24 protein-coding genes are annotated in these 26914 nt (G+C 36.4%); 22 read left to right on the top strand and 2 right to left on the bottom strand.

The window, feature by feature from the left end:
- Positions 1 to 19 precede the first annotated feature (19 nt).
- Together lacG and ACVRZD_RS04890 are read left to right on the top strand one after the other, a co-directional pair.
- Positions 20 to 1423 carry a 6-phospho-beta-galactosidase gene (gene lacG / locus ACVRZD_RS04885; protein WP_037625640.1) on the top strand — a complete coding sequence of 468 codons (1404 nt, stop codon included), beginning with the start codon at positions 20 to 22 and terminating at the stop codon, positions 1421 to 1423.
- Between the two features lie 123 nt (positions 1424 to 1546).
- Positions 1547 to 2362: a Cof-type HAD-IIB family hydrolase gene (locus tag ACVRZD_RS04890; protein WP_037625638.1), complete on the top strand. Its 816-nt coding sequence runs from the start codon at positions 1547 to 1549 to the stop codon at positions 2360 to 2362.
- 54 nt (positions 2363 to 2416) lie between these two features.
- Here ACVRZD_RS04890 and ACVRZD_RS04895 read toward each other — a convergent pair whose 3' ends face one another.
- Entirely contained in the window at positions 2417 to 2974 is a 558-nt protein-coding gene (locus ACVRZD_RS04895) for a TetR/AcrR family transcriptional regulator (RefSeq protein WP_447450318.1), read from the bottom strand.
- Positions 2975 to 3105: 131 nt separating this feature from the next.
- On the opposite strand from ACVRZD_RS04895, the gene ACVRZD_RS04900 reads away from it, so the two are divergent.
- Positions 3106 to 3951: a DegV family protein gene (locus ACVRZD_RS04900; RefSeq protein WP_037625635.1), complete on the top strand. Its 846-nt coding sequence runs from the start codon at positions 3106 to 3108 to the stop codon at positions 3949 to 3951.
- Between the two features lie 39 nt (positions 3952 to 3990).
- On the opposite strand, the gene ACVRZD_RS04905 is transcribed toward ACVRZD_RS04900, so the two are convergent.
- The gene (locus tag ACVRZD_RS04905) at positions 3991 to 4641 is read right to left on the bottom strand and encodes an LUC7 domain-containing protein (RefSeq protein ID WP_037625634.1); all 651 of its coding nucleotides are present in this window, start codon (positions 4639 to 4641) and stop codon (positions 3991 to 3993) included.
- Positions 4642 to 4850: 209 nt separating this feature from the next.
- Between ACVRZD_RS04905 and nagA the strand changes: the two genes are divergently transcribed.
- The 19 genes from nagA to ACVRZD_RS05000 all read left to right on the top strand — a co-directional run bounded on the left by nagA (position 4851) and on the right by ACVRZD_RS05000 (position 26871).
- Entirely contained in the window at positions 4851 to 5999 is a 1149-nt protein-coding gene (gene nagA / locus ACVRZD_RS04910; RefSeq protein ID WP_037625631.1) for an N-acetylglucosamine-6-phosphate deacetylase, read from the top strand.
- A gap of 262 nt (positions 6000 to 6261) precedes the next feature.
- Positions 6262 to 7470 carry a hypothetical protein gene (locus tag ACVRZD_RS04915; protein ID WP_052128125.1) on the top strand — a complete coding sequence of 403 codons (1209 nt, stop codon included), beginning with the start codon at positions 6262 to 6264 and terminating at the stop codon, positions 7468 to 7470.
- The gene (locus tag ACVRZD_RS04920) at positions 7467 to 8312 is read left to right on the top strand and encodes an alpha/beta hydrolase (RefSeq protein WP_447450319.1); all 846 of its coding nucleotides are present in this window, start codon (positions 7467 to 7469) and stop codon (positions 8310 to 8312) included. The genes ACVRZD_RS04915 and ACVRZD_RS04920 overlap by 4 nt, the downstream gene beginning before the upstream one ends.
- Before the next feature lie 82 nt (positions 8313 to 8394).
- A complete protein-coding gene (locus ACVRZD_RS04925; RefSeq protein WP_037625629.1) occupies positions 8395 to 9234 on the top strand; it encodes an aldo/keto reductase in 840 nt (279 codons plus the stop codon).
- A gap of 193 nt (positions 9235 to 9427) precedes the next feature.
- Positions 9428 to 9940 carry an isoprenylcysteine carboxyl methyltransferase family protein gene (locus ACVRZD_RS04930; RefSeq protein ID WP_198777468.1) on the top strand — a complete coding sequence of 171 codons (513 nt, stop codon included), beginning with the start codon at positions 9428 to 9430 and terminating at the stop codon, positions 9938 to 9940.
- Positions 9941 to 10275: 335 nt separating this feature from the next.
- Entirely contained in the window at positions 10276 to 11193 is a 918-nt protein-coding gene (gene glyQ, locus ACVRZD_RS04935; protein ID WP_037625622.1) for a glycine--tRNA ligase subunit alpha, read from the top strand.
- Positions 11193 to 13232, top strand: coding sequence for a glycine--tRNA ligase subunit beta (gene glyS, locus ACVRZD_RS04940; RefSeq protein ID WP_447450320.1), 2040 nt, complete (start codon positions 11193 to 11195; stop codon positions 13230 to 13232). Before glyQ ends, glyS begins: the two co-directional genes overlap by 1 nt.
- A 19-nt stretch (positions 13233 to 13251) precedes the next feature.
- A complete protein-coding gene (locus ACVRZD_RS04945; RefSeq protein WP_037625620.1) occupies positions 13252 to 13509 on the top strand; it encodes a DUF896 family protein in 258 nt (85 codons plus the stop codon).
- Between the two features lie 154 nt (positions 13510 to 13663).
- A complete protein-coding gene (locus tag ACVRZD_RS04950) occupies positions 13664 to 14014 on the top strand; it encodes a PepSY domain-containing protein (protein WP_037625619.1) in 351 nt (116 codons plus the stop codon).
- 147 nt (positions 14015 to 14161) lie between these two features.
- The gene (glpK, locus tag ACVRZD_RS04955; RefSeq protein ID WP_037625617.1) at positions 14162 to 15673 is read left to right on the top strand and encodes a glycerol kinase GlpK; all 1512 of its coding nucleotides are present in this window, start codon (positions 14162 to 14164) and stop codon (positions 15671 to 15673) included.
- Between the two features lie 11 nt (positions 15674 to 15684).
- Positions 15685 to 17514: a type 1 glycerol-3-phosphate oxidase gene (glpO, locus tag ACVRZD_RS04960; RefSeq protein WP_037625614.1), complete on the top strand. Its 1830-nt coding sequence runs from the start codon at positions 15685 to 15687 to the stop codon at positions 17512 to 17514.
- A 12-nt stretch (positions 17515 to 17526) separates the two neighbouring features.
- Positions 17527 to 18228, top strand: a complete 702-nt coding sequence (locus ACVRZD_RS04965) for an MIP/aquaporin family protein (RefSeq protein ID WP_037625612.1) — start codon at positions 17527 to 17529, stop codon at positions 18226 to 18228.
- 92 nt (positions 18229 to 18320) lie between these two features.
- A complete protein-coding gene (locus ACVRZD_RS04970) occupies positions 18321 to 19664 on the top strand; it encodes an NAD(P)/FAD-dependent oxidoreductase (RefSeq protein WP_037625610.1) in 1344 nt (447 codons plus the stop codon).
- Positions 19661 to 21118 (top strand): AcpB/EbpR/MafR family transcriptional regulator, encoded by a 1458-nt coding sequence (locus ACVRZD_RS04975; protein ID WP_037625608.1) that lies wholly within the window; start codon positions 19661 to 19663, stop codon positions 21116 to 21118. Before ACVRZD_RS04970 ends, ACVRZD_RS04975 begins: the two co-directional genes overlap by 4 nt.
- A gap of 152 nt (positions 21119 to 21270) precedes the next feature.
- Positions 21271 to 21915 carry a fructose-6-phosphate aldolase gene (gene fsa, locus ACVRZD_RS04980; protein ID WP_447450321.1) on the top strand — a complete coding sequence of 215 codons (645 nt, stop codon included), beginning with the start codon at positions 21271 to 21273 and terminating at the stop codon, positions 21913 to 21915.
- Between the two features lie 166 nt (positions 21916 to 22081).
- Positions 22082 to 24067 (top strand): transketolase, encoded by a 1986-nt coding sequence (gene tkt / locus ACVRZD_RS04985; RefSeq protein ID WP_447450322.1) that lies wholly within the window; start codon positions 22082 to 22084, stop codon positions 24065 to 24067.
- 141 nt (positions 24068 to 24208) lie between these two features.
- Positions 24209 to 24457 (top strand): bacteriocin immunity protein, encoded by a 249-nt coding sequence (locus ACVRZD_RS04990; RefSeq protein ID WP_037625607.1) that lies wholly within the window; start codon positions 24209 to 24211, stop codon positions 24455 to 24457.
- Between the two features lie 45 nt (positions 24458 to 24502).
- Positions 24503 to 25237: an ABC transporter ATP-binding protein gene (locus tag ACVRZD_RS04995; protein ID WP_037625606.1), complete on the top strand. Its 735-nt coding sequence runs from the start codon at positions 24503 to 24505 to the stop codon at positions 25235 to 25237.
- 2 nt (positions 25238 to 25239) lie between these two features.
- On the top strand, positions 25240 to 26871 hold the full coding sequence (locus ACVRZD_RS05000; protein ID WP_037625605.1) for an ABC transporter permease: 1632 nt from the start codon (positions 25240 to 25242) through the stop codon (positions 26869 to 26871).
- Positions 26872 to 26914 lie beyond the last annotated feature (43 nt).

The raw sequence follows: 26914 nt of genomic DNA on the forward strand, positions 1-26914 counted from the left end.
ATTATAGAAGGAGTAACTAATGAAAACTTTACCTAATGATTTTATTTTTGGTGGTGCTACAGCAGCTTATCAAGCTGAGGGTGCTACTCACACGGATGGCAAAGGTTCTGTTGCCTGGGATAACTATCTAGAGGATAATTATTGGTATACGGCAGAGCCTGCTAGTGACTTCTATCATAAATACCCAGTTGATTTACAATTGGCTGAAGAGTTCGGAGTAAATGGGATTCGTATTTCAATTGCTTGGTCTCGCATCTTCCCAAAAGGTTTTGGGCAAATTAATGAAAAAGGTGTAGCTTTCTACCATAATCTCTTTGCAGAATGTCATAAACGCCATGTTGAACCATTTGTAACACTTCATCATTTTGACACACCAGAAGCACTTCATTCAAATGGGGACTTTCTAAATCGTGATACGATTGATCACTTTGTTGAATACGCTGCCTACTGTTTCAAAGAATTTTCTGAAGTTAATTATTGGACAACCTTCAATGAGATTGGACCTATTGGTGATGGGCAGTATCTTGTTGGAAAATTTCCTCCAGGTATTACATATGATTTAGGCAAAGTATTTCAATCTCATCACAATATGATGATTGCACACGCACGAGCAGTGAAACTATATAAAGATGCAAGTTATACTGGGGAAATTGGTGTTGTTCATGCCTTGCCTACTAAATACCCATTTGATCAGTCAAGCCCTGAAGATGTCCATGCTGCGGAATTGGAAGATATTATCCATAATAAGTTTATTTTAGATGCAACTTATCTTGGTCACTATTCTTCCGAAACTTTGGCAGGCGTAATGGAAATTCTAGATGCCAATGGCGGGGAAATTGAAATAACAAAAGAGGATTTAGCAATTCTTGATGCTGCTAAAGACTTAAATGATTTCTTAGGAATCAATTACTATATGAGTGATTGGATGCGTGCATTTGATTGTGAAACAGAAATTACTCACAATGGAAAAGGTGAAAAAGGTGGTTCTAAGTATCAAATTAAAGGTGTTGGAAAACGTGAATTTGATGTTGATGTCCCACGTACAGACTGGGATTGGATGATTTATCCACAAGGTCTTTATGATCAAATGATGCGTGTTAAACGTGATTATCCAAATTATAAGAAAATCTATGTTACTGAAAATGGTTTGGGGTATAAAGATGAATTTGTCGATGGAACTGTCTATGATGATGCCAGAATTGATTACGTTAAGCAACATATAGAGGTTATTTCAGATGCTATCACCGATGGTGTCAATGTTAAAGGTTACTTTATCTGGTCATTGATGGATGTATTTTCTTGGTCAAATGGTTATGATAAACGATATGGTCTCTTTTATGTCGATTTTGATACACAAGAACGCTACCCGAAAAAAAGTGCCTATTGGTATAAAGAATTATCACAGTCAAAAAGGGTTATGTAACAAATAATATCTTCAAAATGACTTTTGTAGTTTGATTGATGCTCTAAAAATGTTACACTTATAATTAAGTTGACTTATTTATAGAAATAAGAAAAGTAACCTTTTGAGAAAGTGGGTTTAAAAATGATTAGGTTAATTGCTATAGATTTAGATGGAACCTTGTTAAATAGTAAGAAAGTCATTCCTGAAGAAAATATTAAAGCGATTCAAGAAGCGACTGCTAATGGGATTAAGATTGTTCTTTGTACAGGTCGTCCAAAAAATGGGACCAAACCGTATTTTGATCAGCTGGGCTTAGTAGAGGATGAGTTTCTCATCTTAAATAATGGGTGTAGCACCTATACCAGTATAGAGTGGAACCTTATCCACCATTATCATCTGACCATAGAACAAGTGAAACATCTGGAAAAACTAAGCCGTCATTTTGATGGTGTTGCCTTAACCTTGACGACAGAAGACAACTACTACGTTATTGGAGAACAAGTACCTGACATTGTTGCAGCTGATGGTGAATTGGTCTTTACAAAAGTCAAAACAACGACAATTGAAGCGTTAGAGCAAGGTTCGGAGATTATTTTTCAAGCTATGTATATGGGTACTAGTCAAGCTATGGATGCATTTGAAGATGCAATGCGCTCTCAACTGGTAGAAGACTTTAGTGTTGTTCGAAGTCAAGATTACATTCTTGAAGTAATGCCTAAACACGTGACAAAGGCTCATGCCCTTAAAGATTTGGCCGAGGATTTAAATTGCACAGCTAATGAAGTGATGGCAATCGGCGACGCGCCAAATGATATAGAAATGCTAAGTTTTGCAGGAACAGGCGTAGCAATGGGCAATGCCAGTGAATCCATCAAGGTATTGGCTGATCATATCACTAGTCACTGCGATCAAGCTGGAGTGGCACAAGCTATTAGAAAGTACGCATTAAATCAATAAAATAAACCAGTTAGAAGAGACTGCAACTTGCAGTTCGTTCTAACTGGTTTATTCTTATGGCAAGAGAGGCAATCCCATTTTAGCCATTTCCTCAGCGGGTGTTTTCATGCCATCTTTAATCCAAGAAGTGAGGACTGAGACAATAGCATTGCTCCAAAAAAGACGAGAGTAGTGAGATTGTCTATTCTTTTTCCACCGTTGATAGGCTTTTAAGCGTTTGGTAACCATCTGTGTCAAAAGTTGTTGCAGGTGGTGTTTAAAAATGATTTTAAAGAGAGCTTCTTCTTTTTTAGCTTCTGTAAATAAATAGAGCCAAGCCTGACTTGCTTGCGTATTTAAGTCAAATAGTTTGATGCCTTTAAAAATGCGACGTAAAACGGTTGATAAGTAACCTTCCAAAATCTCTTCTTTTGATGAAAAGTTTCGATAAAAAGCATTTCGAGATACTCCAGCCTTGGACACAAGTTCAGAAATTGAAATTTGTGTTATATTTTTTTGATTGAGGAGACTTAAAAGGGCGGTCTCTAAGGCCTCCCTGGTTAATTGACGAGTTTCTTTATTGAATTTTATTAGATTATTCAAAGAATTTTTGGCGATTACTTTATCGGTCATTACATTTGCCTTTCAACTGTTACATCGGACTATTTTTACTAGCTATTATTAGACTAATGATGATATAATTTTAGGTGAAAAGCTTTGAAATGTCAATAGATTAAAGCAAGTAGAACGAAAGAGGAAAAAGTATGACTTGGAAAATTGTAGCTGATTCTGGCTGTGATTTAACAGCCTTGACAAATGAAAACGATCAGATAGTTTATGAGCGTGTCCCTTTAACAATAAGAATTGGACAAGAGAATTTTAATGATGATTTTAATTTAGATGTAGACCAGATGATGTCTACAATGTATGCTTCTTCTGAAGCAGCAACTTCAAGTTGCCCGAGTCCAGATGCTTTTATGCAGGCATTTAAAGGGGCAGATAATGTTATTGCAATAACGATTACAGGTAGTTTGTCGGGAAGCAATAATAGTGCTCGTCTTGGAAAAGAAATGTTGCTTGAGGAAAATCCAAATTTAAACATTCACATCATAGACTCCCTATCAGCTGGTGGTGAAATGGACCTTATTGTTTTAGAGTTAGAAAGACTCATTTCTAAGGGCCTTACTTTTGATCAAGTTGTCAAAGAAATTACAGACTATCAAAAAAAGACAGGGTTACTATTTGCATTGGCTAAAGTAGATAATTTGGTTAAAAATGGTCGTGTTAGTAAATTGTTAGGAACAGTAATCGGCTTGATGAATATTCGCATGGTAGGTTGTGCCAGCGAAGAGGGGCGCCTTGAATTACTTCAAAAAGCACGTGGTCAGAAAAAGGCTGTCTTATCCATTGTAGATGAAATGAAAAAAGCAGGATATAATGGTGGTAAGGTTTTCGTTTGCCATCGCAACAATGAAAAAATATGTCATCAAATTTTAGAAAAGTTAAAAGAAAGCTTTCCGACAGCAACGATGGCTATTGCTAATAGTTCTGGCTTATGTAGTTTCTATGCAGAAGAAGAAGGTATTCTTTTAGGGTATGAAAAAGCATAAAAAAAGCTGATTCACTTCATTGAGTGAATCGGCTTTTTATTATGGATTAATGACAGCATTAGAACCAGTATTGGCTGCATTTGATGATGCTCCAGTATTTGGTACTACTGGCTGAGTTGGTTCGATTGTTGCAGGAGCTTGAGGGTAGTAATTTTCAGCAGGAGCTTGTCCATAATCTACGGTACCACTAGCTGGAATTGTAGTTGTTGAATTTGTAACAGGTTGATCAATAATTACAATAGCGTCTAATTGACTTTGTAATTCAGCTTTTTTATCTTCTAGGACAACCTTATCGATGGCCGCTTGAGCCAAGGCTTTGTTATCTGTTGTTGGGGTGTTTTTTGTATCTTCAACAGCTTTTTTAGCCTCATTATAACTTTCCAAATTCGATTTGACTTGGTCTAATTTTTTTTGCAATCGTTTTTTTGTACTTGTATCTTTTGCCTGATCAAGCATCTTTTGGGCCTGATCAATGGCTTCCTGACTAGGATTTTTCTCTGCTTCTGCTACTAAGTCAATAGCTTCAGTGAGCGGGTTATTTTTAGTAACAACACTTTGAACTGACTGTGTAGTATTGTCATTAGATTTAACATCTCCCATATCACCGAAAATAAAATAGATACCACCTGCAATAATCACGGTGATAATACTTAGAACGAGAAAAAGTCGTTCTGTTTTTGCTTGTTTCATTCCTATCTCCTAACATGTACTTGAATACTGACAAGCTCTATTATACAAGAAAAAGAAGAATTGTTAAAGATGATTTTTGTTCAAAATTTAATTAAACTAGAGCTTTTTTGAGTATTAATTTTAAGAAATGTCAAGCAAGAGAAGTGGTATATACCATTTACAAATAATCAGATTAAGCGTATAATAAAGAAAAAAAGGGAGGCAAGAAGATGACAAGCTATATTAAAGCAGATTGTTTTTACTACTCAGATCATAAAAAATGTAAGGGTTACCTAGCTGTTGCAGATGGGAAATTTGGTCAATGGTTTGAAAAGGTTGACTCTAATGCGACTATTATTGACTATTCTGGCTATCAAATTGCTCCAGGTTTAGTTGATACACATATCCATGGCTTTGCAGGTGCTGATGTTATGGATAACTCTGCCGAGGGAATTCACCAAATGAGTCAAGGACTCTTATCAACAGGAGTGACTTCATTTTTACCAACAACATTAACATCAGATTTTGAACAGCTAAAACAAGTATCTGCAACAGTTGCATCAGTGGCAGATGCTGTAAAAGGTGCGAAAATTCAAGGAATTTACTTTGAAGGACCCTATTTTACTGAGGAATACAAAGGTGCTCAAAATCCAATTTATATGAAAAACCCAAGATTGGATGAATTTGCAGAGTGGCAAGAGGCAGCAAATGGTTTAATTAAGAAAATCGCTCTTGCTCCAGAACGCGATGGCGTAGAAGAATTTGTTTCAACCATTACAAAAGACAATGTCACAGTTGCACTAGGACATTCCAATGCAACTTATAAAGAAGCAAAAGCTGCTGTTAATGCAGGAGCGAGTGTTTGGGTGCATGCCTATAACGGAATGCGTGGCTTAAATCATAGGGAACCTGGAATGGTTGGTGCTATGTATAACATTGAAGGAACTTTTGCGGAATTGATTTGCGATGGGCACCATGTCAATCCAGTGGCTTGTGACATTTTAATGCAACAAAAAGGCTATGAAAAAGTTGCCATGATTACGGACTGTATGCGTGCAGGTGGGTCATCAGATGGGGAGTATATGTTAGGTGAGTTTCCAGTTGTGGTCGAAAATGGAACGGCTCGCTTGAAAGAAAGTGGTAACCTTGCTGGCTCTATTTTGAAGTTAAAAGATGGCATAAAAAATGTGGTTGAATGGGGAATTGCTGACGCCGAACAGGCTATCCATATGGCAACATACGTACCAGCTCTTTCAGTTGGTATTGAAGATGTCTGTGGTCAAATAAAAGAAGGTTATGCTGCAGACTTTATTGTATTAGACCAAGATTTAGAATTGCAAGCAACTTATTTAGATGGTCAAAAAGTTTATCAAGCCTAAGTTGATTAGTATTCATAACAATTCTGATAAGTGATTAGTTGATAACGTATTAATCATTGCAGGATTAGAAAGTTTTGCCTCAGATTACCAGATTATTAAAGGAGATAGTCTGATAATCTGGGGCTTTTTGTCTGATCCCTCTGCGTGCTAGTTTTTTATTAATATTTTGACAATCTAATATCTTTTCTTCTGTCAGTTACTTATGCTAAAATATAAAAAAGCTAACAAAGGTTATAATGCGAAGAATGAGTGAGGAATGACTATGAGAGATAGATTAAATGAAAAGATGAGTGCTTTTTCTCATGCTTTAAAATACAGTTTTCGTCAGTTATTGCCTTTAGCTTTGCTCTTTTCATGGGTAGAACTAGTGAACAGTCTTTTTGTTGCACCGGAATCTTTCTTAGCCCAAACCAGTCACTTTAGTTTTTACAGTCAAAAATGGCTATTCATACTTTCTGGTGAGATTGAACGATTTGCTCATTTTACAATGACTATTATTGCGAGTTATTTCGTTAGCCAAATGATTACGTATTATTTAAAGAGCAAGCAAGTGGTTGTCTCTTTTTTGCCAACATTATCATTTATTTTGACATGGGTCTTTGTTTCAAATCAAAGGCAATTTGTTCAAGTGCCCCATCAGCCTTTTTGGATTCTATTAGTGGGGTTTGCAATCCTCTTGTTAGGGTTTAAAAAATATGCCCCATCTCAGACGAGGAGTCCATTTTTATGGGCTATATTATTAGCATTAATGGTCTACTTAGTTGTTTTGGTTACGAAATTAATGATAAGCCGTTTTGGTTTTGGACCAGACCAATTTCTGCAAAGTTTTGTAGCAATCCAAATAGGTGATGGGCCAAAATCATTTTTCCAAGTATTAATTTGGACTGCTCTAGCTATTGTTCTTTTAGTTTTTGGTATTTCTGTTCCAGATATTTTTCAAGGACCTGCTGGAGATTTGGTCACTACAAGCAATAATTTAAGTTCAGCACTTAGTGGTAACATAGCTCATTTACCACATCCTTTTACATTTTATACCCTAAGAGATAGTTTTGCGATGTTCGGTGGGATTGGAGTGCTTTTAGGGCTACTTATAGCCTTTCTTATAGCCAGTAGATTAATGGGTAAGAAAAGGGAATGGCAAATCGGATTACTCTGTTTAGCTCCCATGCTTTTTGATGCCAATTTTCCATTTTTAGTTGGCTTACCACTTATTTTACAACCGCTATTTATTATTCCTATGTTTTTATCAACAGTAATGGCAGAGACATTAGGGGCTATTTTACTTTCATTAAATTGGTTAACCCCAGCCGTTTATGGTGTTCCAACAGCTACACCAAGTTTATTATTTGGCTACTTGGCTTCGAATGGTGACTGGCGCTATTTAATAGTTTCAATTGTGATTATTATTTTATCGGTTCTAATTTATCTTCCATTTGTTAATCGTGTCCTTAAAAAAGGAGATCTTATATGAAAAAATCGCTAACAGGTTTCTTTTTTATCATGATGCTTTTGCTTCTTATCACTTTAGGTATACTTGGGGAAACTTATGTCCATGAAGTGACAGCAAAGAAAGTTAAACTTTATAATTCACGGATGGTACCAACCATTTTTGTCCCTGGTTCTGGTGCGACTATTAATCGCTTTAATGATATGCTTGACTACTTTAACCAAAAGGGAGCAAAGCATAGTATTTTAAAAGTAGAAGTTAGTAAAAAGGGAACCTTAACTTATCAAGGTGCTATTGCAAGTAATGATAATCATCCATTTATTGTCATCGCTTTTCAAAATAATGCAGATGGCTATGCCAATATTAAGCAACAAGCTAAATGGCTAGCTATTGCTATGGCTGATTTACAAGAACATTATCATTTTAAGCGTTTTAATGCTGTCGGGCATTCAAATGGTGGCTTAAATTGGACTCTTTTTTTGGAAAATTATTATGGGGTAGAGAATTTTCAAATGGATAAGTTAGCCACTATTGGGACGCCTTATAATTTTGAAGAAAGTAATCTTTCTAATCAAACGCAGATGTTAAAAGATTTGAGAAGTGATAATGTTGCGATACCTAAAAATCTCATTGTTTATAATTTAGCTGGAACGGATTCATTTGATGCTGATAAAATTGTTCCCTTCGCAAGTGTGGTTGCAGGTAGATACATTTTCCAAAATGTTGCTAAACATTATACCCAAGTTACGGTTACCGGAACGGATGCGACTCACTCAGATTTACCAAGTAACCCTGAAGTTATGCAGTATATTCAAGAAAAGTTGATTAGTGCATTAGATAAACCAGAAAAAGCTATGAAACAATAGGTTGACCGATAATAGGACGTTTCAAAAGCTTTAATAATAGTTGGATTATGGTAGAATAATCTTATATTAAGGAGGTATTCTTGTGGTAAAGACATTTACAATGAATAATGGGTTAGAAATCCCTCTTCTGGGCTTTGGAACCTTTAAAGCAGCAGATGGCGAAGAAGCTTATCAATCAACATTAGCTGCTATTAAAGCTGGCTATCGACATATTGATACAGCAGCTATTTATAAAAATGAAGTGAGTGTAGGAAAAGCGATAAAAGATAGTGGTGTTCCTCGTGAAGAATTATTTGTCACGACTAAACTTTGGAATGACTCCCATTCTTATCCTAAAGCTAAAGAAGCTTTAGCTGCATCGCTTCAACGGTTAGGACTAGATTATGTCGATTTATATCTGATCCATTGGCCAAATCCAAAAGCCTATCGTGATAATTGGCAAAAAGCTAATGCTGAAGCCTGGTCATATATGGAAGATGCTGTTGATGAAGGTTTGGTTAAAACAATCGGTGTCAGCAATTTCATGGTTCATCATTTGGAAGCTTTAGCTGAAACCGCTGAACTGACTCCAGCAGTCAACCAAATTCGCTTAGCGCCAGGCTGTTTTCAACCAGAAGTTGTTGATTATTGTAAAGCACATCAGATTGTCGTCGAAGCATGGGGACCACTTGGACAAGGTGATATCTTCTCAAATGAAGAAATGAAAGTTTTGGCTGATAAATATGGTAAAACAGTTGCTCAATTGGCGCTGGCTTGGTCTGTTTATCAAGGTTTCTTACCACTGCCAAAATCAGTTCATGAAGATCGTATCAAGGAGAATATGGATTTCTTTGATATTGAACTAACGGAAGAAGATGCTGAAATCATAAAAAATCTGCAAGGGATGACAGAAGTTCCTGATCCAGATACCAAAGAGTATTAAATTGAAGTTACATCAACAGATGAGACATGTTTATTTGTTATTGGTGATGAAGTATCTATCTACTTGAGTTAAAAAGTTCAGTTTTTATACTGAACTTTTTGTTATTGATTTGACTTTTCCTATCATTTTTTATTATACTCTTCTATGTAATTAATAACTAAGAAGGAGTATTGAAAAAGTGATATTAGCGATTATGTTAGGGATGTTTTTAATCCGTTTATATTTTTTAAAAATATCAATTGCTAACGAAAAACGGATTAAAGCTGAGGGAGGTAGAGAATTTGGTGTCAAAAATTCTCAATTTATTACGCTTCTTCATATCCTTATTTATTTTTTTGCAAGTCTAGAAGCTTATTTAAAGATGGTTACTTTTGATGCAATTAGCTTTTTAGGGTTGGTATTATTAATCGTTTCTGTTTTTGTCTTATACAAGGTGACTCAACTATTGACAGGCATTTGGACTGTGAAACTAATGATTGTTAAAAATCATCGTTATGTTGACCATTGGCTTTTTAGATATGTTAAGCATCCCAATTACTTTTTAAATATTTGTCCAGAGTTGATAGGTATTGCTTTGCTTTGTCATGCACAGATTACAGCTATGCTATTATTCCCGTGTTATGCAATAACCTTGACCGTTAGGATTATTGAAGAAAATCGATTAATTGAAGAAGTTATTAAGCCTAATGGCTATATGAGCAAATAATTAACAGCAACATTTGCTAGGAATAGACAAGTCAATGTAATTGTGCTAGAATTATCTATAAGAAAGAAATGAATTATGGGATTTCTCAAGCGAGTTCGGGTATGGTGTAAGCCGGATGAAAAAGATAATTTTAAGGCACTTTCGGTTACAATTAAAAATAGTAATGAAGTAAAAAACTAGGGTGGAACCGCGTATCAACGCCCCTATATCAGTATTGGTATAGGAGTTGGTGTGGTTTTACCCTTTTTCTGATATTAAAATATCACTTATTGGGATGAACCACATCTATTTGTGTAGTTCAATTTGTTAGTAAGACATATTAGAAAGAGGCAAAAATGAGTAACAAACTAACCTTTCAAGAAATTATTTTAACTTTGCAACAATTTTGGAATGATAAAGGTTGTATGCTAATGCAAGCCTATGACAATGAAAAAGGAGCTGGTACAATGAGTCCTTACACCTTTCTTCGTGCCATTGGTCCAGAACCTTGGAATGCAGCCTACGTTGAACCAAGTCGTCGTCCAGCAGATGGTCGTTATGGTGAAAATCCAAATAGACTATATCAACATCACCAATTCCAAGTTGTTATGAAACCTTCACCATCAAACATTCAAGAACTCTATTTAGAGTCACTTGAAAAACTCGGTATTAATCCTCTTGAACATGACATCCGTTTTGTTGAAGATAACTGGGAAAATCCCTCAACAGGTTCTGCAGGACTTGGTTGGGAAGTTTGGTTAGATGGTATGGAAATCACACAGTTTACATATTTCCAACAAGTCGGAGGACTAGCAACAGGTCCTGTGACTGCAGAAGTGACTTATGGACTAGAGCGACTTGCTTCTTATATACAAGAAGTGGATTCTGTGTATGATATCGAGTGGGCACCAGGTGTTAAATATGGTGAAATTTTCTTACAACCTGAGTACGAGCATTCAAAGTACTCATTTGAAATTTCTGACCAAGCAATGCTTTTAGAGAACTTTGAAAAATTTGAAAAAGAAGCTGGACGCGCCCTTGAAGAAGGACTAGTTCACCCAGCTTATGATTATGTCTTGAAATGTTCTCATACTTTTAACTTGCTTGATGCACGTGGTGCTGTATCAGTTACAGAGCGTGCAGGTTATATTGCGCGTATTAGAAATTTAGCACGTATTGTCGCAAAAACTTTTGTCGCTGAACGTAAGAAATTAGGTTTCCCATTATTGGATGAAGCAAGTCGTGCTGAATTGTTAAAAGAGGAGGCGGAGTAATGACTAAAAATTTATTAGTAGAATTAGGTTTAGAAGAATTACCAGCATACGTTGTGACACCAAGTGAACAACAATTTGGTGAGAAATTGGCAGCTTTCTTGAATGACAATAGGTTGTCATTTGAAGCAATCCAAACCTTTTCAACACCGAGACGTTTAGCTGTTAGAGTCAGTGGATTAGCTGAAAAACAAACTGATTTAACCGAAGACTTTAAAGGTCCATCTAAAAAAATTGCATTGGATGCCGAAGGGAATTTTTCAAAAGCTGCCCAAGGCTTTGTACGTGGTAAAGGATTAACTACGGAGGCTATTGAATTCCGTGAAATCAAAGGTGAAGAATATGTTTATGTGACTAAACATGAAGAAGGAAAAGTGGTAGAAGAAGTTTTACAAGCCATTCCACAGGTTCTAGCTAGCTTAACATTTCCAGTATCCATGCATTGGGCTTCAAATAGTTTTGAGTATATTCGTCCTGTGCATACCTTGACAGTCCTATTAGATGATCAAGCTTTAGAGATGAACTTTTTGGATATCTCCGCTGATCGCGTTTCTCGTGGGCATCGATTCCTAGGGGAAGAAACAACAATCTCATCTGCTAATTCATACGAACAAGACCTTGCACGTGTGTATGTTATTGCTGATGCTAAAGAACGTCAGGAGATGATTGTTCATCAAATTCATGAATTAGAAATTAAATATAATGTCACAGTTGACATTGATAACGACTTATTAAATGAAGTCTTAAATTTGGTTGAGTACCCGACAGCCTTTATGGGGACATTTGATGAGAAATATTTAGATGTTCCAGAAGAAGTTTTAGTAACGTCTATGAAAAATCATCAACGTTATTTTGTAGTCCGTGATCAATTTGGCAAGTTATTACCAAATTTCATTTCAGTTCGTAATGGTAATGATCAGCACATTGAAAATGTTGTTAAAGGAAATGAAAAGGTACTTGTAGCTCGCTTAGAAGATGGTGAATTCTTCTGGCGAGAAGATCAAAAATTAGTTATTGAAGATTTAGTTGAAAAGCTAGAGAATGTTACCTTCCATGAAAAAATTGGTTCATTAAGAGACCATATGAAGCGGACAGGTGTCATTGCTGACTATCTTGCACAGGAACTTGATTTGTCAAGTCAAGATAGCCAAGCTCTCGTTCGTGCTAGCCAAATTTATAAATTTGATTTATTGACTGGTATGGTTGGTGAGTTTGATGAGTTGCAAGGTGTCATGGGAGAAAAGTATGCGCTTCTTGCAGGAGAAACTCCAGAAGTTGCACAAGCTATTCGTGAACATTATCTGCCAAATTCTGCAGAAGGTGAGCTTCCAGAAAGCAAAGCTGGTGCTGTTCTTGCATTAGCAGATAAATTAGATACCCTATTATCATTTTTCTCAGTCGGCTTAATTCCAAGTGGTTCCAACGATCCTTATGCGCTTCGCCGTGCAACTCAAGGCATCGTTCGTATTCTTGAAGCTTTCCATTGGAATATTCCAATGGACCAATTAATTGCAGATTGCTACAGCTTACCATTTGATACTTTAACTTATGATAATCAAAGTCAAGTGATGGACTTTATCTCAGCGCGTGTTGATAAAATGATGGGCGCAGCAATTCCAAAAGACATTAAAGAAGCAGTTCTCTCAAGTTCGAATTTCCAAGTGCCACAAATGCTTGAAACAGCTAAGGCTTTGGTAGAAGCATCCAAAGGTTCTACCTATAAATCAGCTGTTGAAAACTTGTCTCGTGCCTTTAATTTAGCAGAGAAAGCTGAAGAGCAAGTTGTCGTTGATCCATCGCTACTTGAAAACGATCAAGAAAAAGCCTTGTTCCAAGCCGTGAATTCACTTGATTTACAAGGCAGTGCAGAGGAAAAAATTAATCAGTTATTTGCCTTGAACAATCTTATTGTTGCTTTCTTTGACAATACAATGGTTATGACTGATGATGACCAACTAAAAGCTAATCGTTTAGCCTTATTGTTAAGTTTAGTTGAAAAAGCTAGAAGTGTTGCTAGCTTCAATAAATTAAATACAAAATAGTAGAAGGAGGCTGTGTCATATGGATCCTAAGAAAATCGAACGTATCAATGAACTGGCTAAAAAGAAAAAAACAGTAGGTCTAACAGGCCCAGAAAAGGTTGAACAAGCAGAGCTTAGACGAGAATACATAGAAGGTTACCGTCGCTCAGTTCGTCATCATATTGAAGGAATTAAAGTGGTCGATGAAAAAGGCAATGACTTGACTCCTGAAAAATTAAAACAAGTCCAACGAGAAAAAGGACTCCATGGTCGATCATTAGATGATCCAAATTCCTGATTGTTTGAAGCCTCCACGTGAGGCTTTTTTGTTTTTACATAAATATGGGCTCACAGAGGATTCTGGCAGTATCAAGGTAGAAAAAATGTCATTATTAGAAAAAAATTATGTTTTAAGGTATAATAAAAGAAATTAATGAAAGAAGGTAATAGATATGACACTGAAAAAACTCTCAATATTTGCCATAGCAAGCCTTTCTTTACTAAGTTTGGGTGCTTGTGGTATGGATAAGGAGCAACAAGGCACTACACAGAATCAGTCAACAGGCCAAATGGCTAAAACAAAAAAAGCTAAAATTTCAGAAGAAAAAGCTAAATCAATTGCAATAAAGGATGCTTCCGTTACTGAATCTGATACTAAACTACTTACTATTAAAAAAGAAAATGACGATGGTAAGCTAGTTTATGATGTGGAATTTAATCATGGAGATAAAGAATATAGTTACATCATAGATGCTAATTCAGGAGAGATACTTGAAAAATCATCAGAACCAATTAATGACTAAATGAAGCGAGGATATCCTCGTTTTTTTTAATTTGGCTTATCTTATCATAAATTTAGTTGTAGAAAGAAATTTATGATAGTACATTTATACATTTTTTCGTTATAATAGAACTACAAAAGAAAACGCTTACTTCAGGAGGGTAAAAGAATGTCAGAAGAAAAGTACATTATGGCCATCGATCAGGGAACGACTAGTTCTCGTGCAATCATCTTTAATAAAAAAGGTGAAAAAATCAGTAGTAGCCAAAAGGAGTTTCCGCAAATCTTTCCTCAAGCTGGTTGGGTGGAGCATAATGCCAATCAAATTTGGAATTCTGTACAGTCTGTTATTGCAGGTGCATTTATTGAATCTAGTATCAAACCTAGTCAGATTGAGGCGATTGGTATCACAAATCAACGTGAAACAACAGTTGTTTGGGATAAGAAAACGGGTCTGCCTATTTATAATGCCATTGTTTGGCAATCTCGCCAAACAGCCCCTATTGCAGACCAATTAAAGCAAGATGGTTACACAGACATGATCCATGAAAAAACCGGACTTGTCATTGATGCTTATTTTTCAGCTACAAAAATCAGATGGATTTTAGATCATGTTCCAGGTGCTCAAGAACGTGCCGAAAAAGGCGAATTGCTATTTGGGACCATTGATACCTGGTTAGTGTGGAAATTAACAGATGGTGCTGTTCACGTAACGGATTATTCAAATGCTGCAAGAACCATGCTTTACAATATTAAAGATTTGACATGGGATGATGAGATTCTAGATATTTTGAATATCCCTAAAATCATGTTGCCAGAAGTAAAATCCAATTCAGAGGTTTATGGTAAAACGGCAGCCTTCCATTTCTATGGTGGTGAAGTGCCAATTTCTGGCATGGCTGGAGACCAACAAGCAGCTCTCTTTGGTCAATTAGCTTTTGAACCAGGTATGGTTAAAAACACTTATGGTACTGGGTCATTCATTATCATGAATACAGGTGAAGAAGTTCAGTTATCTGAAAATAACCTCTTAACAACAATTGGTTATGGCATTAATGGTAAGGTCTATTATGCCCTTGAAGGCTCAATCTTTATTGCTGGGAGTGCGATTCAATGGTTACGAGATGGCTTACGTATGTTTGAATCATCACCTGAATCTGAAGAACTTGCCAATGCATCAACTAGTGATGATGAAATATACGTTGTGCCTGCCTTTACTGGTCTTGGTGCACCCTATTGGGATTCAAATGCACGTGGTTCAGTTTTTGGATTGACACGTGGTTCAACAAAAGAAGATTTTGTCAAAGCAACCCTTCAGTCAATTGCTTATCAAGTACGTGATGTTATTGATACAATGCAAATTGATTCAGGAATTGATATCCAACAATTACGGGTTGATGGTGGGGCTGCAATGAACAATCTCTTAATGCAATTCCAAGCAGATATTTTAGGTAAGGATATTGCTCGCGCGAAGAATCTTGAAACCACTGCTTTAGGCGCAGCCTTCTTAGCAGGTTTGGCAGTTGGTTACTGGGAAGATTTAGATGCACTGAAAGAATTAAATGAAACTGGCCAATTATTCAAAGCAAGTATGAACGAATCACGCAAAGAAAAACTCTACAAAGGATGGAAAAAAGCCGTTAAAGCAACACAAGTATTTGCAGAAATAGATAAAGACTAAGGGAGGAAAGAATGGAATTTTCAAAAGAAACACGTCGATTAGCACTCCAAAAAATGCAAGACCGTCAATTAGATTTGTTAGTCATTGGTGGTGGTATAACAGGGGCAGGTGTAGCCTTGCAAGCAGCAGCCTCTGGACTTGAAACTGGTTTAATTGAGATGCAGGACTTTGCCGAAGGAACGTCAAGTCGCTCAACCAAGTTAGTTCATGGCGGCTTACGTTACTTGAAGCAATTTGATGTAGAAGTTGTATCTGATACGGTATCTGAACGTGCAGTTGTTCAACAAATTGCGCCACATATTCCAAAGCCAGACCCAATGCTATTACCAGTTTATGATGAAGCTGGTAGCACCTTTAGTATGTTTCGTCTAAAAGTGGCTATGGATCTCTATGATTTATTAGCTGGTGTGTCAAATACTCCTGCGGCAAATAAAGTCTTGTCTAAAGAAGAAGTCCTAGCCAGAGAACCAGATTTACAAGCTGAAGGACTTCTCGGTGGTGGTGTTTACTTAGACTTTAGAAACAATGATGCACGTTTAGTAATTGAAAATATTAAGCGGGCTAATCGTGATGGCGCCCTGATTGCCAGTCATGTTAAAGCAGAAGACTTTATTTTTGATGATCAGGGCAAAATTATTGGCGTATTAGCTCGTGACTTAATGACCGATGAGTTAATGACGATACATGCTAATGTAGTAATTAACACAACTGGCCCATGGAGTGATCAGGTTAGAAACTTTTCAAATGAAGTCGAAGCTATTCACCAAATGCGCCCAACTAAAGGTGTCCACTTGGTTGTAGACCGTAAGAAATTAAAGATTTCCCAACCAGTCTATGTTGATACTGGTTTGAATGATGGTCGAATGGTATTTGTGTTACCTAGAGAAGAAAAAACGTATTTTGGAACAACAGATACGGACTATACTGGTGATTTAGAACACCCAACGGTGACACAAGAAGATGTTGATTACCTATTAGACATTATTAATCGTCGCTTCCCAGAAGCTAACTTGCAATTAGAAGATATTGAAAGTTCTTGGGCTGGGCTTAGACCACTCTTGTCAGGCAATAGTGCCTCAGATTATAATGGGGGTAACAGTGGTAAAATTTCGGATGATAGTTTTGAAGAACTTATTCAAACTGTGCAAGACTATGTTGATGACAAATCAAGCCGTGAAGCTGTTGAAAAAGCTATCCGTTCAGTTGAATCAAGTACGTCAGAAAAAGAATTGGATCCTTCAGCTGTGTCACGTGGTTCAAGCTTTGAAAGAGATGCCAATGGTCTATTTACACTAGCAGGTGGCAAAATAACAGACTATCGTAAGATGGCAGAAGGTGCTTTGCAAGTCATCCTAACTGTATTGAAAGAAGAATTTGATCGTAGCTTTAAATTAATTAACTCAAAAACCTACCCTGTCTCTGGTGGAGAAATTAATCCTGCAAATGTTGATTCTGAGATTGAAGCCTATGCACAACTTGGTACTTTAAGTGGTCTATCAATGGATGAGGCTCTTTACTTGGCAAACTTATATGGCTCTAATGCACCAAAAGTCTTTGCTTTAGCCCGTCAAATTATTGCGGCAGAAGGGCTTACATTAGCAGAAACACTTTCTTTACACTATGCAATGGATTTTGAAATGGCTTTGAAACCCACTGACTTCTTCTTACGGAGAACCAATCACATGCTCTTTATGAGGGATCGTTTAGAAGCTTTGATTGAGCCAGTATTAAATGAAATGGCTAAACATTATCAGTGGACACAAGAAGAGAAATTAGCTGAAGAAAAAGCCTTGCGTGAGACATTAAAAGATAATGATTTAGAAGCATTGAAACAAAAATAAAAGGGGAAAATAATAGATATCTTAGGAGAGTTTTTAGGAACGGCGCTCTTGATTTTAATGGGGAATGGTGTTGTTGCAGGGGTTGTCTTACCAAAAACTAAGAATAATAATTCGGGATGGATTGTTATTGCTACAGGTTGGGGAATTGCAGTCGCGGTCGCAGTATTTATTACTGGAAAAATTGCACCAGCACATTTAAATCCAGCAGTAAGTATAGCCTTTGCAATGAATCACAGTATTTCCTGGAGCACTGCAATACTGTATATTATTGCTCAGTTTTTAGGAGCAATGCTTGGTTCCATCTTGGTTTATCTTCAATATCGTCCCCATTACCTTGTTGCTAATGAAGCCGGAGATATTCTAGCAACCATTGCTACTGGACCAGCAATCAAGGATACGAGTTCTAATCTAATAAGTGAAATTTTTGGAACCTTTGTCTTAATGCTTGGCATTCTCTCTCTGGGTCTGTACCAAATACCTCCAGGATTAGGAACCTTATGTGTAGGTGTGCTAATTATTGGTATCGGGTTATCATTAGGAGGAACTACTGGTTATGCCATCAATCCAGCCAGAGATTTAGGGCCACGAATGATCCATGCTTTGTTACCAATACCTAATAAAGGCGACTTAGATTGGTCATATGCGTGGATTCCAGTTGTCGGACCAATTATTGGTGCAAGTTTAGCTGTTCTTCTTTTTGGACCAATAGCCTAGTCAATGATAAGGATGAGAGAGTTTGAGACAAGTTGGCTCAAACTCTTTTTAAACGTTTTCATTTTTAAGGAGTGATTGTTATAATAAAGACTATGAAAGATAAAAAGAAAAAAATCGTTATTATAGGAGCTTCTTTTGCAGGATTAGCTTGTGCAAAACAACTCTCTAAACTAAAGCCAGACAATCAACTGATAATAATAGATCGTCAAGAGTATTCAAATTATATTCCAAATGGTTTAAATTTTATTTATCGTCAACAAATAGATGACTTATCTCAAGCACAATGGCAGGATGCTACATTAAGATTATCGGAAAATAGTTGTTTTATTCAAGCAGAAGTTCAGACTATTGACCCTGATACTAAGACCTTAAAACTAATGGATAACCTTGGAAATACATTTGAGGAGAGTTATGAAATCTTAGTTTGTGCAATGGGGGCAAAGGCTGAGTCTGAAAATATTAAAGGAAGTAATAGTGAAGGTGTTGTTACGACCAAATATTTTAAAGAGAGTCAACAAGCTTTAGAGAAAATTGAAAAAAGCCGCTCAATAGTTGTTGTTGGTGCTGGTGTAATAGGTTTAGACATTTCTTTTAGTCTTTCTTTGCAAGGTAAGTCAGTCACCTTAGTGGAAGCAGCAGAGACAATTAACAGTCATCAAAGTGACCCAGATATGCTTGAACCTTTGTTGCAGGAAATGGCAAAAACCTCAGTCAAATTGTTAACCAAGACTCATATTAATGAGATTAAAGAATGTCGTGAAGGGCTTTGCCTAATAACAGATGAAGGCACCCAGATTAGGTGTGATACAGTTGTTTTAGCAGTGAATTTCAGACCCAATAGTCGCCTTCTTCAAGATATTGTTGACTGTTCACTAGATAAAACGATCAAAGTAAATTCAGTGATGCAAACAAGTCAAAAAGATATTTATGCTATTGGTGACTTGGTAGCTTTAGATTCAGCGGTTTTGGGTGTTCCTTATTATAGTCCGCTAATTAATCAAGCTATCAAAACAGGGCAGTTGTTAGCCTACCATTTAGCTGGATTTGACACACCTAAACTGGTAACAGCCAAGGTTGTTGGTAGTTACTATTTTAACTATTACCATGCTACTTTAGGGCTAACCCAAGAAGAGGGATCACTATATGATAATTTAGTGGCCATTCGTTATCAAGCAAAAAGTGATAGAGAAGATCGGTCTCCTATTTGGATTAAGCTGATTGCTAATCAAGAAAAAGGACAGTTGGTAGGTGCCCAATTACTTTCCAAAGAAAATAACCTCCTTTTAGCCAATCAATTAGCACAAAGTATCGGTTTGAAGCAGACTGATTGTGATTTAGCATTTCAGGATTTTCTTTTTACAAAAGGTCATTCAGACTTAGCTTATCATTTACACCAAGCAGCTTTGGCTTTATATGAAAAGAGAAAACGATTATGAAGATAGAGCAATTAATGGGTAAAGAGAGGCAAGCACAATACCATCTATTCATGATTTTATATCAGGCAGAAGGGCCTCCAAGTGTAAAAGATTTGACACAAGCTTTGCAGTTGTCAAAGGTAACACTTTTAAAATATATCACAAATTTGAATCAATTATTTGACAAACATGGCGTTGCTTGCCAACTGATAATCGAAAATGAAAAATTGATAACGCAAGAAACAGGGCTATTCTCTTGGACAAATTGGATTTGGCTCCTCCTTCAAGATTCCATCCCTTATCAAATGTTACTGCATTTCTTTACACATCAACATGTTAATGCTACAAAACTATCCCTTGACTTAATGATTAGCGAGGCAACCTTTAATCGCCATCTAGCCTCAATTAACCAGTGTTTGGAGGAGTTTGGTATTGGGATTTCACAAGGGAAGCAGACAGGTAGTGAATTACAATGGCGTTATTTTTATTATGAATTGTTGGAAATGACTTATAGTAAAGAGGACCGAAGCAGCTTAACGGCTGAAATTGATCGCTCACACCTCAAGCATTTAACCAGTCATTTGACGCGTCAAGAATTAGAACCAGAAAAACTAGATAAGCTGTCGCTTTTTATTGCAATCTCTCAGAAACGATTAGCTTTCCAGAAAGAATCAGCAGAAGCAGAATGGCCAAATGGCGTCTATTTTCAAAATAATGTCTTTTACAATCGTTTAGAAAAAATTATGTTTCATTATTTGAGCCGTTATGCGATTGAGTTTGATAGTTTTGAAGCCAAATGTTTATTTGCATTCTTACAGTCTTATCCGATTTTACCTCTCCCAACGATATCTTATATTTTAGGATTTGGAGGACCGATAGCAGACAAGGTTTCGGAAGCAATATGGTTAATGCGTAAAGCTAATATTGTTGCTTATCGTACGAAAGAAGAAATCATCTATGGCCTCAGTCTTTTCTTTGGCAAAGCTTATTTCTTTAAAGGAGGACTAATCAGTGGAGAAAAGAATTTGGCTTTTTTAGCTGATTTGGTAGCTCCTGAAGAACAGGTGAAAATCGAGGTGTTAATGCGGCACCATATGATATTGCTAGGCGATAAAGCGTTACAAGAAACAGATCTTGCCAAGAGTCTGTCTTATAAGATGCTCGAATTATTATTATTTGCAATTGAAAGACAAACGAAGCCGTTAAAAATTGGTCTTTGTTTAGGGGCAGATTCTGTGGAGAGAGCTATCTTAGAAGTAACGATACGAAAACAATTAGATAATAACCGTAACTTTCATTTTCTTCCTTATCAAGAAAAGGGTGACTTTGATTGCATTGTTTGTTATCAAAATCGAGAAATACAATCAGATAGACCAGTCTACCAGTTAAAATATTATGGGTTTTCACATGATCTCAAAGCTTTGGAGTTGTTTTTAAAAGAGTTGTTACTCAAAAAGAATAAGCAAGAAAACTAATGTGGTTTGCTGAATCGCCTATTCCTGAACACTAAACTGTGTAATAGTTGGACTTTAAATTAAATCAGTTGACACTTATACTATAATTAGACATATTACTCTGTTCTCTTAGTGAGAACCTTACATTACATCAAATTTTTTTGGAGGATAAGATGAAATTTTTCCTAGATACTGCAAATGTTGACGCTATTAAAGCTATTAATGAACTTGGACTCGTAGATGGCGTGACAACAAATCCAAGTATAATTTCTAAAGAAGGTAGAGATTTTGAAACAGTTATTAAAGAAATCTGTGAGATTATTGATGGTCCAATTTCTGCGGAAGTGACAGGTTTAGTTGCTGATGAAATGATTGAAGAAGCTCGTCAATTGGCTAAATGGCATAAAAATGTTGTTGTTAAAATTCCAATGACAACTGAAGGGCTAAAAGCAACAAATGTTTTATCTCAAGAGGGAATAAAAACAAATGTAACACTTGTCTTTACAGTTTCTCAAGGGCTTATGGCTATGAAGGCTGGCGCAACCTATATCAGTCCATTTGTCGGCCGACTTGAAGATATTGGATCAGATCCTTATCAATTAATTGAGGATCTTCGTGAGATTATTGATTTATATGGTTTTGAAACAGAAATTATTGCAGCAAGTATCCGTAATTCAGCTCACGTTGAAGCGGTAGCCCAAATAGGTGCCCATATTGCAACAATTCCTGATAGTGTTTTTGAAAAGATGAGTGCTCACCCATTAACAACAAATGGGATTGACCAATTTATGAAAGATTGGGCTTCTTTTAAAAAATAAGTCAGAGCCTAGTTGACAAACGTCAACTAGGTTTCCTTATCAGTATATTTTTGAGTAAATTTTAAAGTAATGATTTCACAAAAATCATCAAATAAATAGATAAAATATGATACAATAGTTAGCGAAAGCAAAACATTTTGATGCAAAAACAGAAAGGTTTTTACTTATGATATTCGATGCAGTTGACCAGTTGGCAGTAAACACTGTCCGCACACTTTCAATGGACGCTATTCAAGCCGCAAACTCAGGACATCCAGGTTTACCAATGGGTGCAGCGCCAATGGCTTATGTTCTTTGGAATAACTTTATGACAGTAAATCCAAAAACCAGCCGTAACTGGACAAACCGAGATCGCTTTATTTTATCAGCAGGACATGGTTCAGCTATGCTTTACAGTTTGTTACATCTTGCAGGATATGACTTATCCATTGACGATCTTAAAAATTTCCGTCAATGGGGTTCAAAAACACCTGGACATCCAGAAGTTAACCACACTGATGGTGTTGAAGCAACAACTGGACCTTTAGGTCAAGGGATTGCTAATGCTGTCGGAATGGCAATGGCAGAAGCACATCTTGCAGCTAAATATAATAAACCAGGATTTGAGATTGTTGACCATTACACTTATACCTTGAATGGGGATGGTGATTTGATGGAAGGTGTCAGCCAAGAAGCAGCTAGTCTTGCAGGACACTTGAAACTTGGCAAATTAGTCTTGTTCTATGATTCAAATGATATTTCATTAGATGGACCAACATCACAAGCCTTCACAGAATCAGTTAAAGACCGTTTTGAAGCTTATGGATGGCAACATCTACTTGTTGAAGATGGCAATGATTTAGAAGCTATTGCAAAAGCTATCGAAGAAGCAAAAGCTGAGAGTGACAAACCAACTATCATCGAAGTTAAAACAATTATTGGTTTTGGTGCCGAAAAACAAGGAACATCTGCCGTTCATGGTGCACCACTTGGAGCTGAAGGTGTTAAATTCACTAAAAATGCCTATAACTGGACTTATGACGATTTCTTTGTACCAGAAGAAGTTAAAGCACGCTTTGCAGAAGGCTTGCAAGCCCGTGGTGAAGCAGCTGAAAATGCTTGGAATGAACTCTTTGCAAAATACGAAACTGACTATCCAGAGCTTGCTAGTGCATACAAAGAAGCTTTCTCAAATGAAGCTACCTCTGTAGAATTAGCTGCGCACGAACTTGGTTCTTCAAAAGCTAGCCGTGTATCTAGCCAAGAAGCTATTCAACAAATCTCTGAGCAAGTTGCATCGTTTTGGGGTGGGTCAGCAGACTTATCTGCTTCTAACAACACCATGGTTAAAGCTGAAACAGACTTCCAACCTGGCCAGTATGAAGGACGTAACATTTGGTTTGGTGTTCGTGAATTTGCAATGGCAGCAGCGATGAATGGTATTGCGCTTCATGGTGGAACACGTGTTTATGGAGGTACATTCTTTGTTTTCTCAAACTACCTATTACCAGCTGTTCGTATGGCGGCTCTCCAGAACTTACCAACAATGTATGTCATGACACATGATTCGATTGCAGTTGGTGAAGATGGACCAACTCATGAACCAATTGAACAGTTAGCAAGTGTTCGTTCAATGCCAAACTTAAACGTTATTCGTCCAGCGGATGGAAATGAAACAAATGCTGCATGGAAACGTGCATTAGCGGAAACAACTAAACCGACAATGCTTGTTCTTACACGTCAAAATTTACCAGTTCTTGAAGGAACTAATGAATTGGCAGAAGAAGGCCTTAATAAAGGTGCTTATATCTTATCAGAGGCAAAAGGTGAGCTAGAAGGTATTATTATTGCTACTGGTTCTGAAGTTAAATTAGCACTTGATGCTCAAGCAGCTTTAGCAGAACAAGGCATTCATGTTCGTGTGGTGTCAATGCCATCACAAAATATTTTTGATGACCAATCTGCTGTGTACAAAGAAGAAGTACTTCCAACAAACATCACAAAACGTTTAGCCATTGAAGCTGCATCAAGCTTTGGTTGGGCAAAATATGTGGGCTTACAAGGAACTACTTTAACAATTGATACATGGGGCGCTTCTGCACCAGGTAACCGTATCTTTGATGAGTATGGTTTCACTGTAGAAAATGCTGTTAACTTGTATAAATCATTATAATAATAGTAACAATGAAAGACTGGGAAACCAGTCTTTTTTGTTAGGGATGAACTTTGCTACCGTTGACAAACAAGCAAAAAAAGCATATGATACTTTTATAGAGTTGTATTAACTTAAACGTACAAAAAGGTTGGAGAGCTTATGGAAAAAGTTAGACAGAATATCTATAAACAAATTAAATTAGCATTTGATAGTCCAGAGATAAGAGAAAATAATCAAATTTCGCTCTATCTGATTACTGCTTCAAATGATTTAATCAAAAATCAAAACCCCATGTTAGTTGCTAAACAGTTGAATTATCAAGTTGATCATTATCTCGCATTAAATAACATGCAATTGCCACAGTCTCTGTTTGCTTTGAAAAAAACATTAGTAAAATATAGTGATTAATTAATAGCTTTAATCCAGATTGTAAAAATAGATTGGAATGACATTATGATAGAATTTAAACATATCTCTAAGATTTATGACCAAAAGGAAGCTTTAAGTGACTTAAACTTAACCATTAATGATGGGGAAATTTTTGGATTACTTGGTCATAATGGCGCTGGGAAAACAACAACTTTAAGTATCTTAACTTCAATTATTGAAGCATCATATGGCGACGTGTTAGTTAACGGACAACTACTTAGTGATAATCGTGATGCTATTAAAAAGCAGATTGGTTATGTACCAGATTCACCAGATGTTTTTCTCAACCTAACAGCCAATGAGTACTGGCATTTCTTAGCTAAAATTTATAATGTTCCAGCTCAAATAGCTGAAGAACGAATTAGTGAACTAAGTGAACTGTTTGATATTAAGCATGATATCAATAGTACCATTGATAGCTTCTCTCATGGCATGAGACAAAAGACCATTGTGATTGGCGCTTTAATCTCAAATCCTGCAATCTGGGTACTTGATGAGCCGTTAACGGGGCTTGATCCACAGGCTGCATTTGATTTGAAAGCCATGATGCGGGAACATGCTGATTCTGGCAATATTGTCTTGTTTTCAACCCATGTCTTGTCAGTGGCAGAGCAACTATGTGATCGTTTAGCTATCTTGAAACAAGGAAAATTAATTTTCCTAGGGACCTTGAATCAATTGAAAGAAAATTACCCAGATAAAGATTTAGAAACAATTTACCTTGAGTTAGCAGGGCGCAATGCCAAAGAGGAGGACTGATTATGCATTGGTCAACAATTTGGGAATTAGTTAAAATAAACCTTCTTTATTCCAGTCCACAAACCATGGCAGCGATTAAGAAGAAACAAGAAAAAAATCCGCAAAAACATTTTGTAGCCTATAAAGAAACACTTAAGCAGCAATCAGTTATGGTTCTTGTATTTTTATTTATTTATGCCTTCATGTTTATTGGGATAGATTTTAATAAATATCCAGGTTACTTTTCGTTTTATATTGCCCTTTTCTTCATTATGGCAACACTATCATCTTTTACGGCACTCTATACTATTTTTTATGAGAGTAACGATCTGAAGCTGTATGTGCATATGCCGATTAAATCATCTGAAATTTATATGGCAAAAGTCATCTCTTCGCTTGGTCTGGGCTCGATGTTTTTGATGCCACTTTTGTCACTCTTTATTATTGCTTATTGGCAAATACTTGGAAATTTTTGGGCTATTCCAATTGCTCTGTTCATATTTGTCATATTGTTGATTAGTTCAATTGTTTTTTCCTTATATATTAATTCTTGGGTGGGGAAGGTAATTCTTAGAAGTTCAAGGAGAAAATTGATTTCGACGATTTTGATGTCCTTGTCAGCCATAGGTTCAATTGGTTTGATTTTCTTTTTGAACTTTACAAATAATACAAGGATGCAAGTAAGTGAACTCATTGATAGAAGTCAGATTCCATTTTTTTCTGGCTACTATTATATTATTGCTTCGCCATTTTCAAGTCAGGCAGTATTGAACTTTTGGTTGCCTTTATTACTCATTCTCGCAATGATTATGGGTGTTGTCAAAAGCATTATGCCAAAATACTTTCAAGAAACCTTGTATAGTATACCAAAGACTAAAGCTAATCCTCAGAAAAAAGTTACTAACAGGAATTTTTCTGGTGAAAGTTTAAAACAAGTGATGATCAGACACCATTTGTCAACTATTCAAAATGCAAGTTTGATTATTCAAACATACCTAATGCCCTTCATTTTTATTGTATCCATGCTTGTTCCCTTATTAAAAAGCGGGGTGAACCTTGGTCAATTTTTAAGTTCCTCTTATTTTGGTTTGGCATTTCTTACGGGAATTATTCTTGCGGTAATGGGGACAAGCCAGACCACTTTTTTAGGGGTAGCTATTTCATTAGAGAAGGAAAATTTTATTTTTATCAAAGCCTTGCCATTCAATATGAAGCAATTTCTAATGCAAAAATTTATGGTACTTTATGTCCTTCAGGTCAGTCTACCGATTGTCTTCTATATCATTTTTAGCAGTCTTGTTTTAAAAGTAAATCTGTTAATGACACTGATGTTTGTCCTGGGTTACTCAGTGCAGGCCTTCATTCAAGGTCAAGTTATGTATAGAAGAGATTATCGCTACCTCAGTCTTCGTTGGCAGGATATTTCACAACTCTTCACAAGAGGTAATAGTCAGTGGCAAATGATGGGGATTATGTTCGGTGGCATGATTTTAGGCAGTGGGTTAATTGCATTGGTCGTCATATTATCACTCATTTCAAAACAAGCATTACTTATCAATGTAATCTTATTTATCGCTATAATGATTAGTTTGGCAATTTGCCAATATGTCCTCAAAATTAAATTCTGGGATAAATTAGATATTATTAAGGAATAAGAATTATAATCAGAAAAGCAGTTTTTACAGCTGTTTTTTTGAT

The sequence above is a fragment of the Streptococcus hongkongensis genome, assembly GCF_053206145.1.

Coding starts and splice junctions, on each gene's coding strand:
- lacG (WP_037625640.1), top strand. CDS start 20: ATGAAAACTTTACCTAATGATTTTATTTTTGGTGGTGCTACAGCAGCT.
- ACVRZD_RS04900 (WP_037625635.1), top strand. CDS start 3,106: ATGACTTGGAAAATTGTAGCTGATTCTGGCTGTGATTTAACAGCCTTG.
- ACVRZD_RS04945 (WP_037625620.1), top strand. CDS start 13,252: ATGGATCCTAAGAAAATCGAACGTATCAATGAACTGGCTAAAAAGAAA.
- fsa (WP_447450321.1), top strand. CDS start 21,271: ATGAAATTTTTCCTAGATACTGCAAATGTTGACGCTATTAAAGCTATT.
- glyQ (WP_037625622.1), top strand. CDS start 10,276: ATGAGTAACAAACTAACCTTTCAAGAAATTATTTTAACTTTGCAACAA.
- ACVRZD_RS04970 (WP_037625610.1), top strand. CDS start 18,321: ATGAAAGATAAAAAGAAAAAAATCGTTATTATAGGAGCTTCTTTTGCA.
- ACVRZD_RS05000 (WP_037625605.1), top strand. CDS start 25,240: ATGCATTGGTCAACAATTTGGGAATTAGTTAAAATAAACCTTCTTTAT.
- ACVRZD_RS04995 (WP_037625606.1), top strand. CDS start 24,503: ATGATAGAATTTAAACATATCTCTAAGATTTATGACCAAAAGGAAGCT.
- ACVRZD_RS04990 (WP_037625607.1), top strand. CDS start 24,209: ATGGAAAAAGTTAGACAGAATATCTATAAACAAATTAAATTAGCATTT.
- glyS (WP_447450320.1), top strand. CDS start 11,193: ATGACTAAAAATTTATTAGTAGAATTAGGTTTAGAAGAATTACCAGCA.
- ACVRZD_RS04930 (WP_198777468.1), top strand. CDS start 9,428: ATGTTAGGGATGTTTTTAATCCGTTTATATTTTTTAAAAATATCAATT.
- ACVRZD_RS04895 (WP_447450318.1), bottom strand. CDS start 2,974: ATGACCGATAAAGTAATCGCCAAAAATTCTTTGAATAATCTAATAAAA.
- tkt (WP_447450322.1), top strand. CDS start 22,082: ATGATATTCGATGCAGTTGACCAGTTGGCAGTAAACACTGTCCGCACA.
- glpK (WP_037625617.1), top strand. CDS start 14,162: ATGTCAGAAGAAAAGTACATTATGGCCATCGATCAGGGAACGACTAGT.
- nagA (WP_037625631.1), top strand. CDS start 4,851: ATGACAAGCTATATTAAAGCAGATTGTTTTTACTACTCAGATCATAAA.
- ACVRZD_RS04915 (WP_052128125.1), top strand. CDS start 6,262: ATGAGAGATAGATTAAATGAAAAGATGAGTGCTTTTTCTCATGCTTTA.
- ACVRZD_RS04905 (WP_037625634.1), bottom strand. CDS start 4,641: ATGAAACAAGCAAAAACAGAACGACTTTTTCTCGTTCTAAGTATTATC.
- ACVRZD_RS04950 (WP_037625619.1), top strand. CDS start 13,664: ATGACACTGAAAAAACTCTCAATATTTGCCATAGCAAGCCTTTCTTTA.
- glpO (WP_037625614.1), top strand. CDS start 15,685: ATGGAATTTTCAAAAGAAACACGTCGATTAGCACTCCAAAAAATGCAA.
- ACVRZD_RS04890 (WP_037625638.1), top strand. CDS start 1,547: ATGATTAGGTTAATTGCTATAGATTTAGATGGAACCTTGTTAAATAGT.
- ACVRZD_RS04975 (WP_037625608.1), top strand. CDS start 19,661: ATGAAGATAGAGCAATTAATGGGTAAAGAGAGGCAAGCACAATACCAT.
- ACVRZD_RS04920 (WP_447450319.1), top strand. CDS start 7,467: ATGAAAAAATCGCTAACAGGTTTCTTTTTTATCATGATGCTTTTGCTT.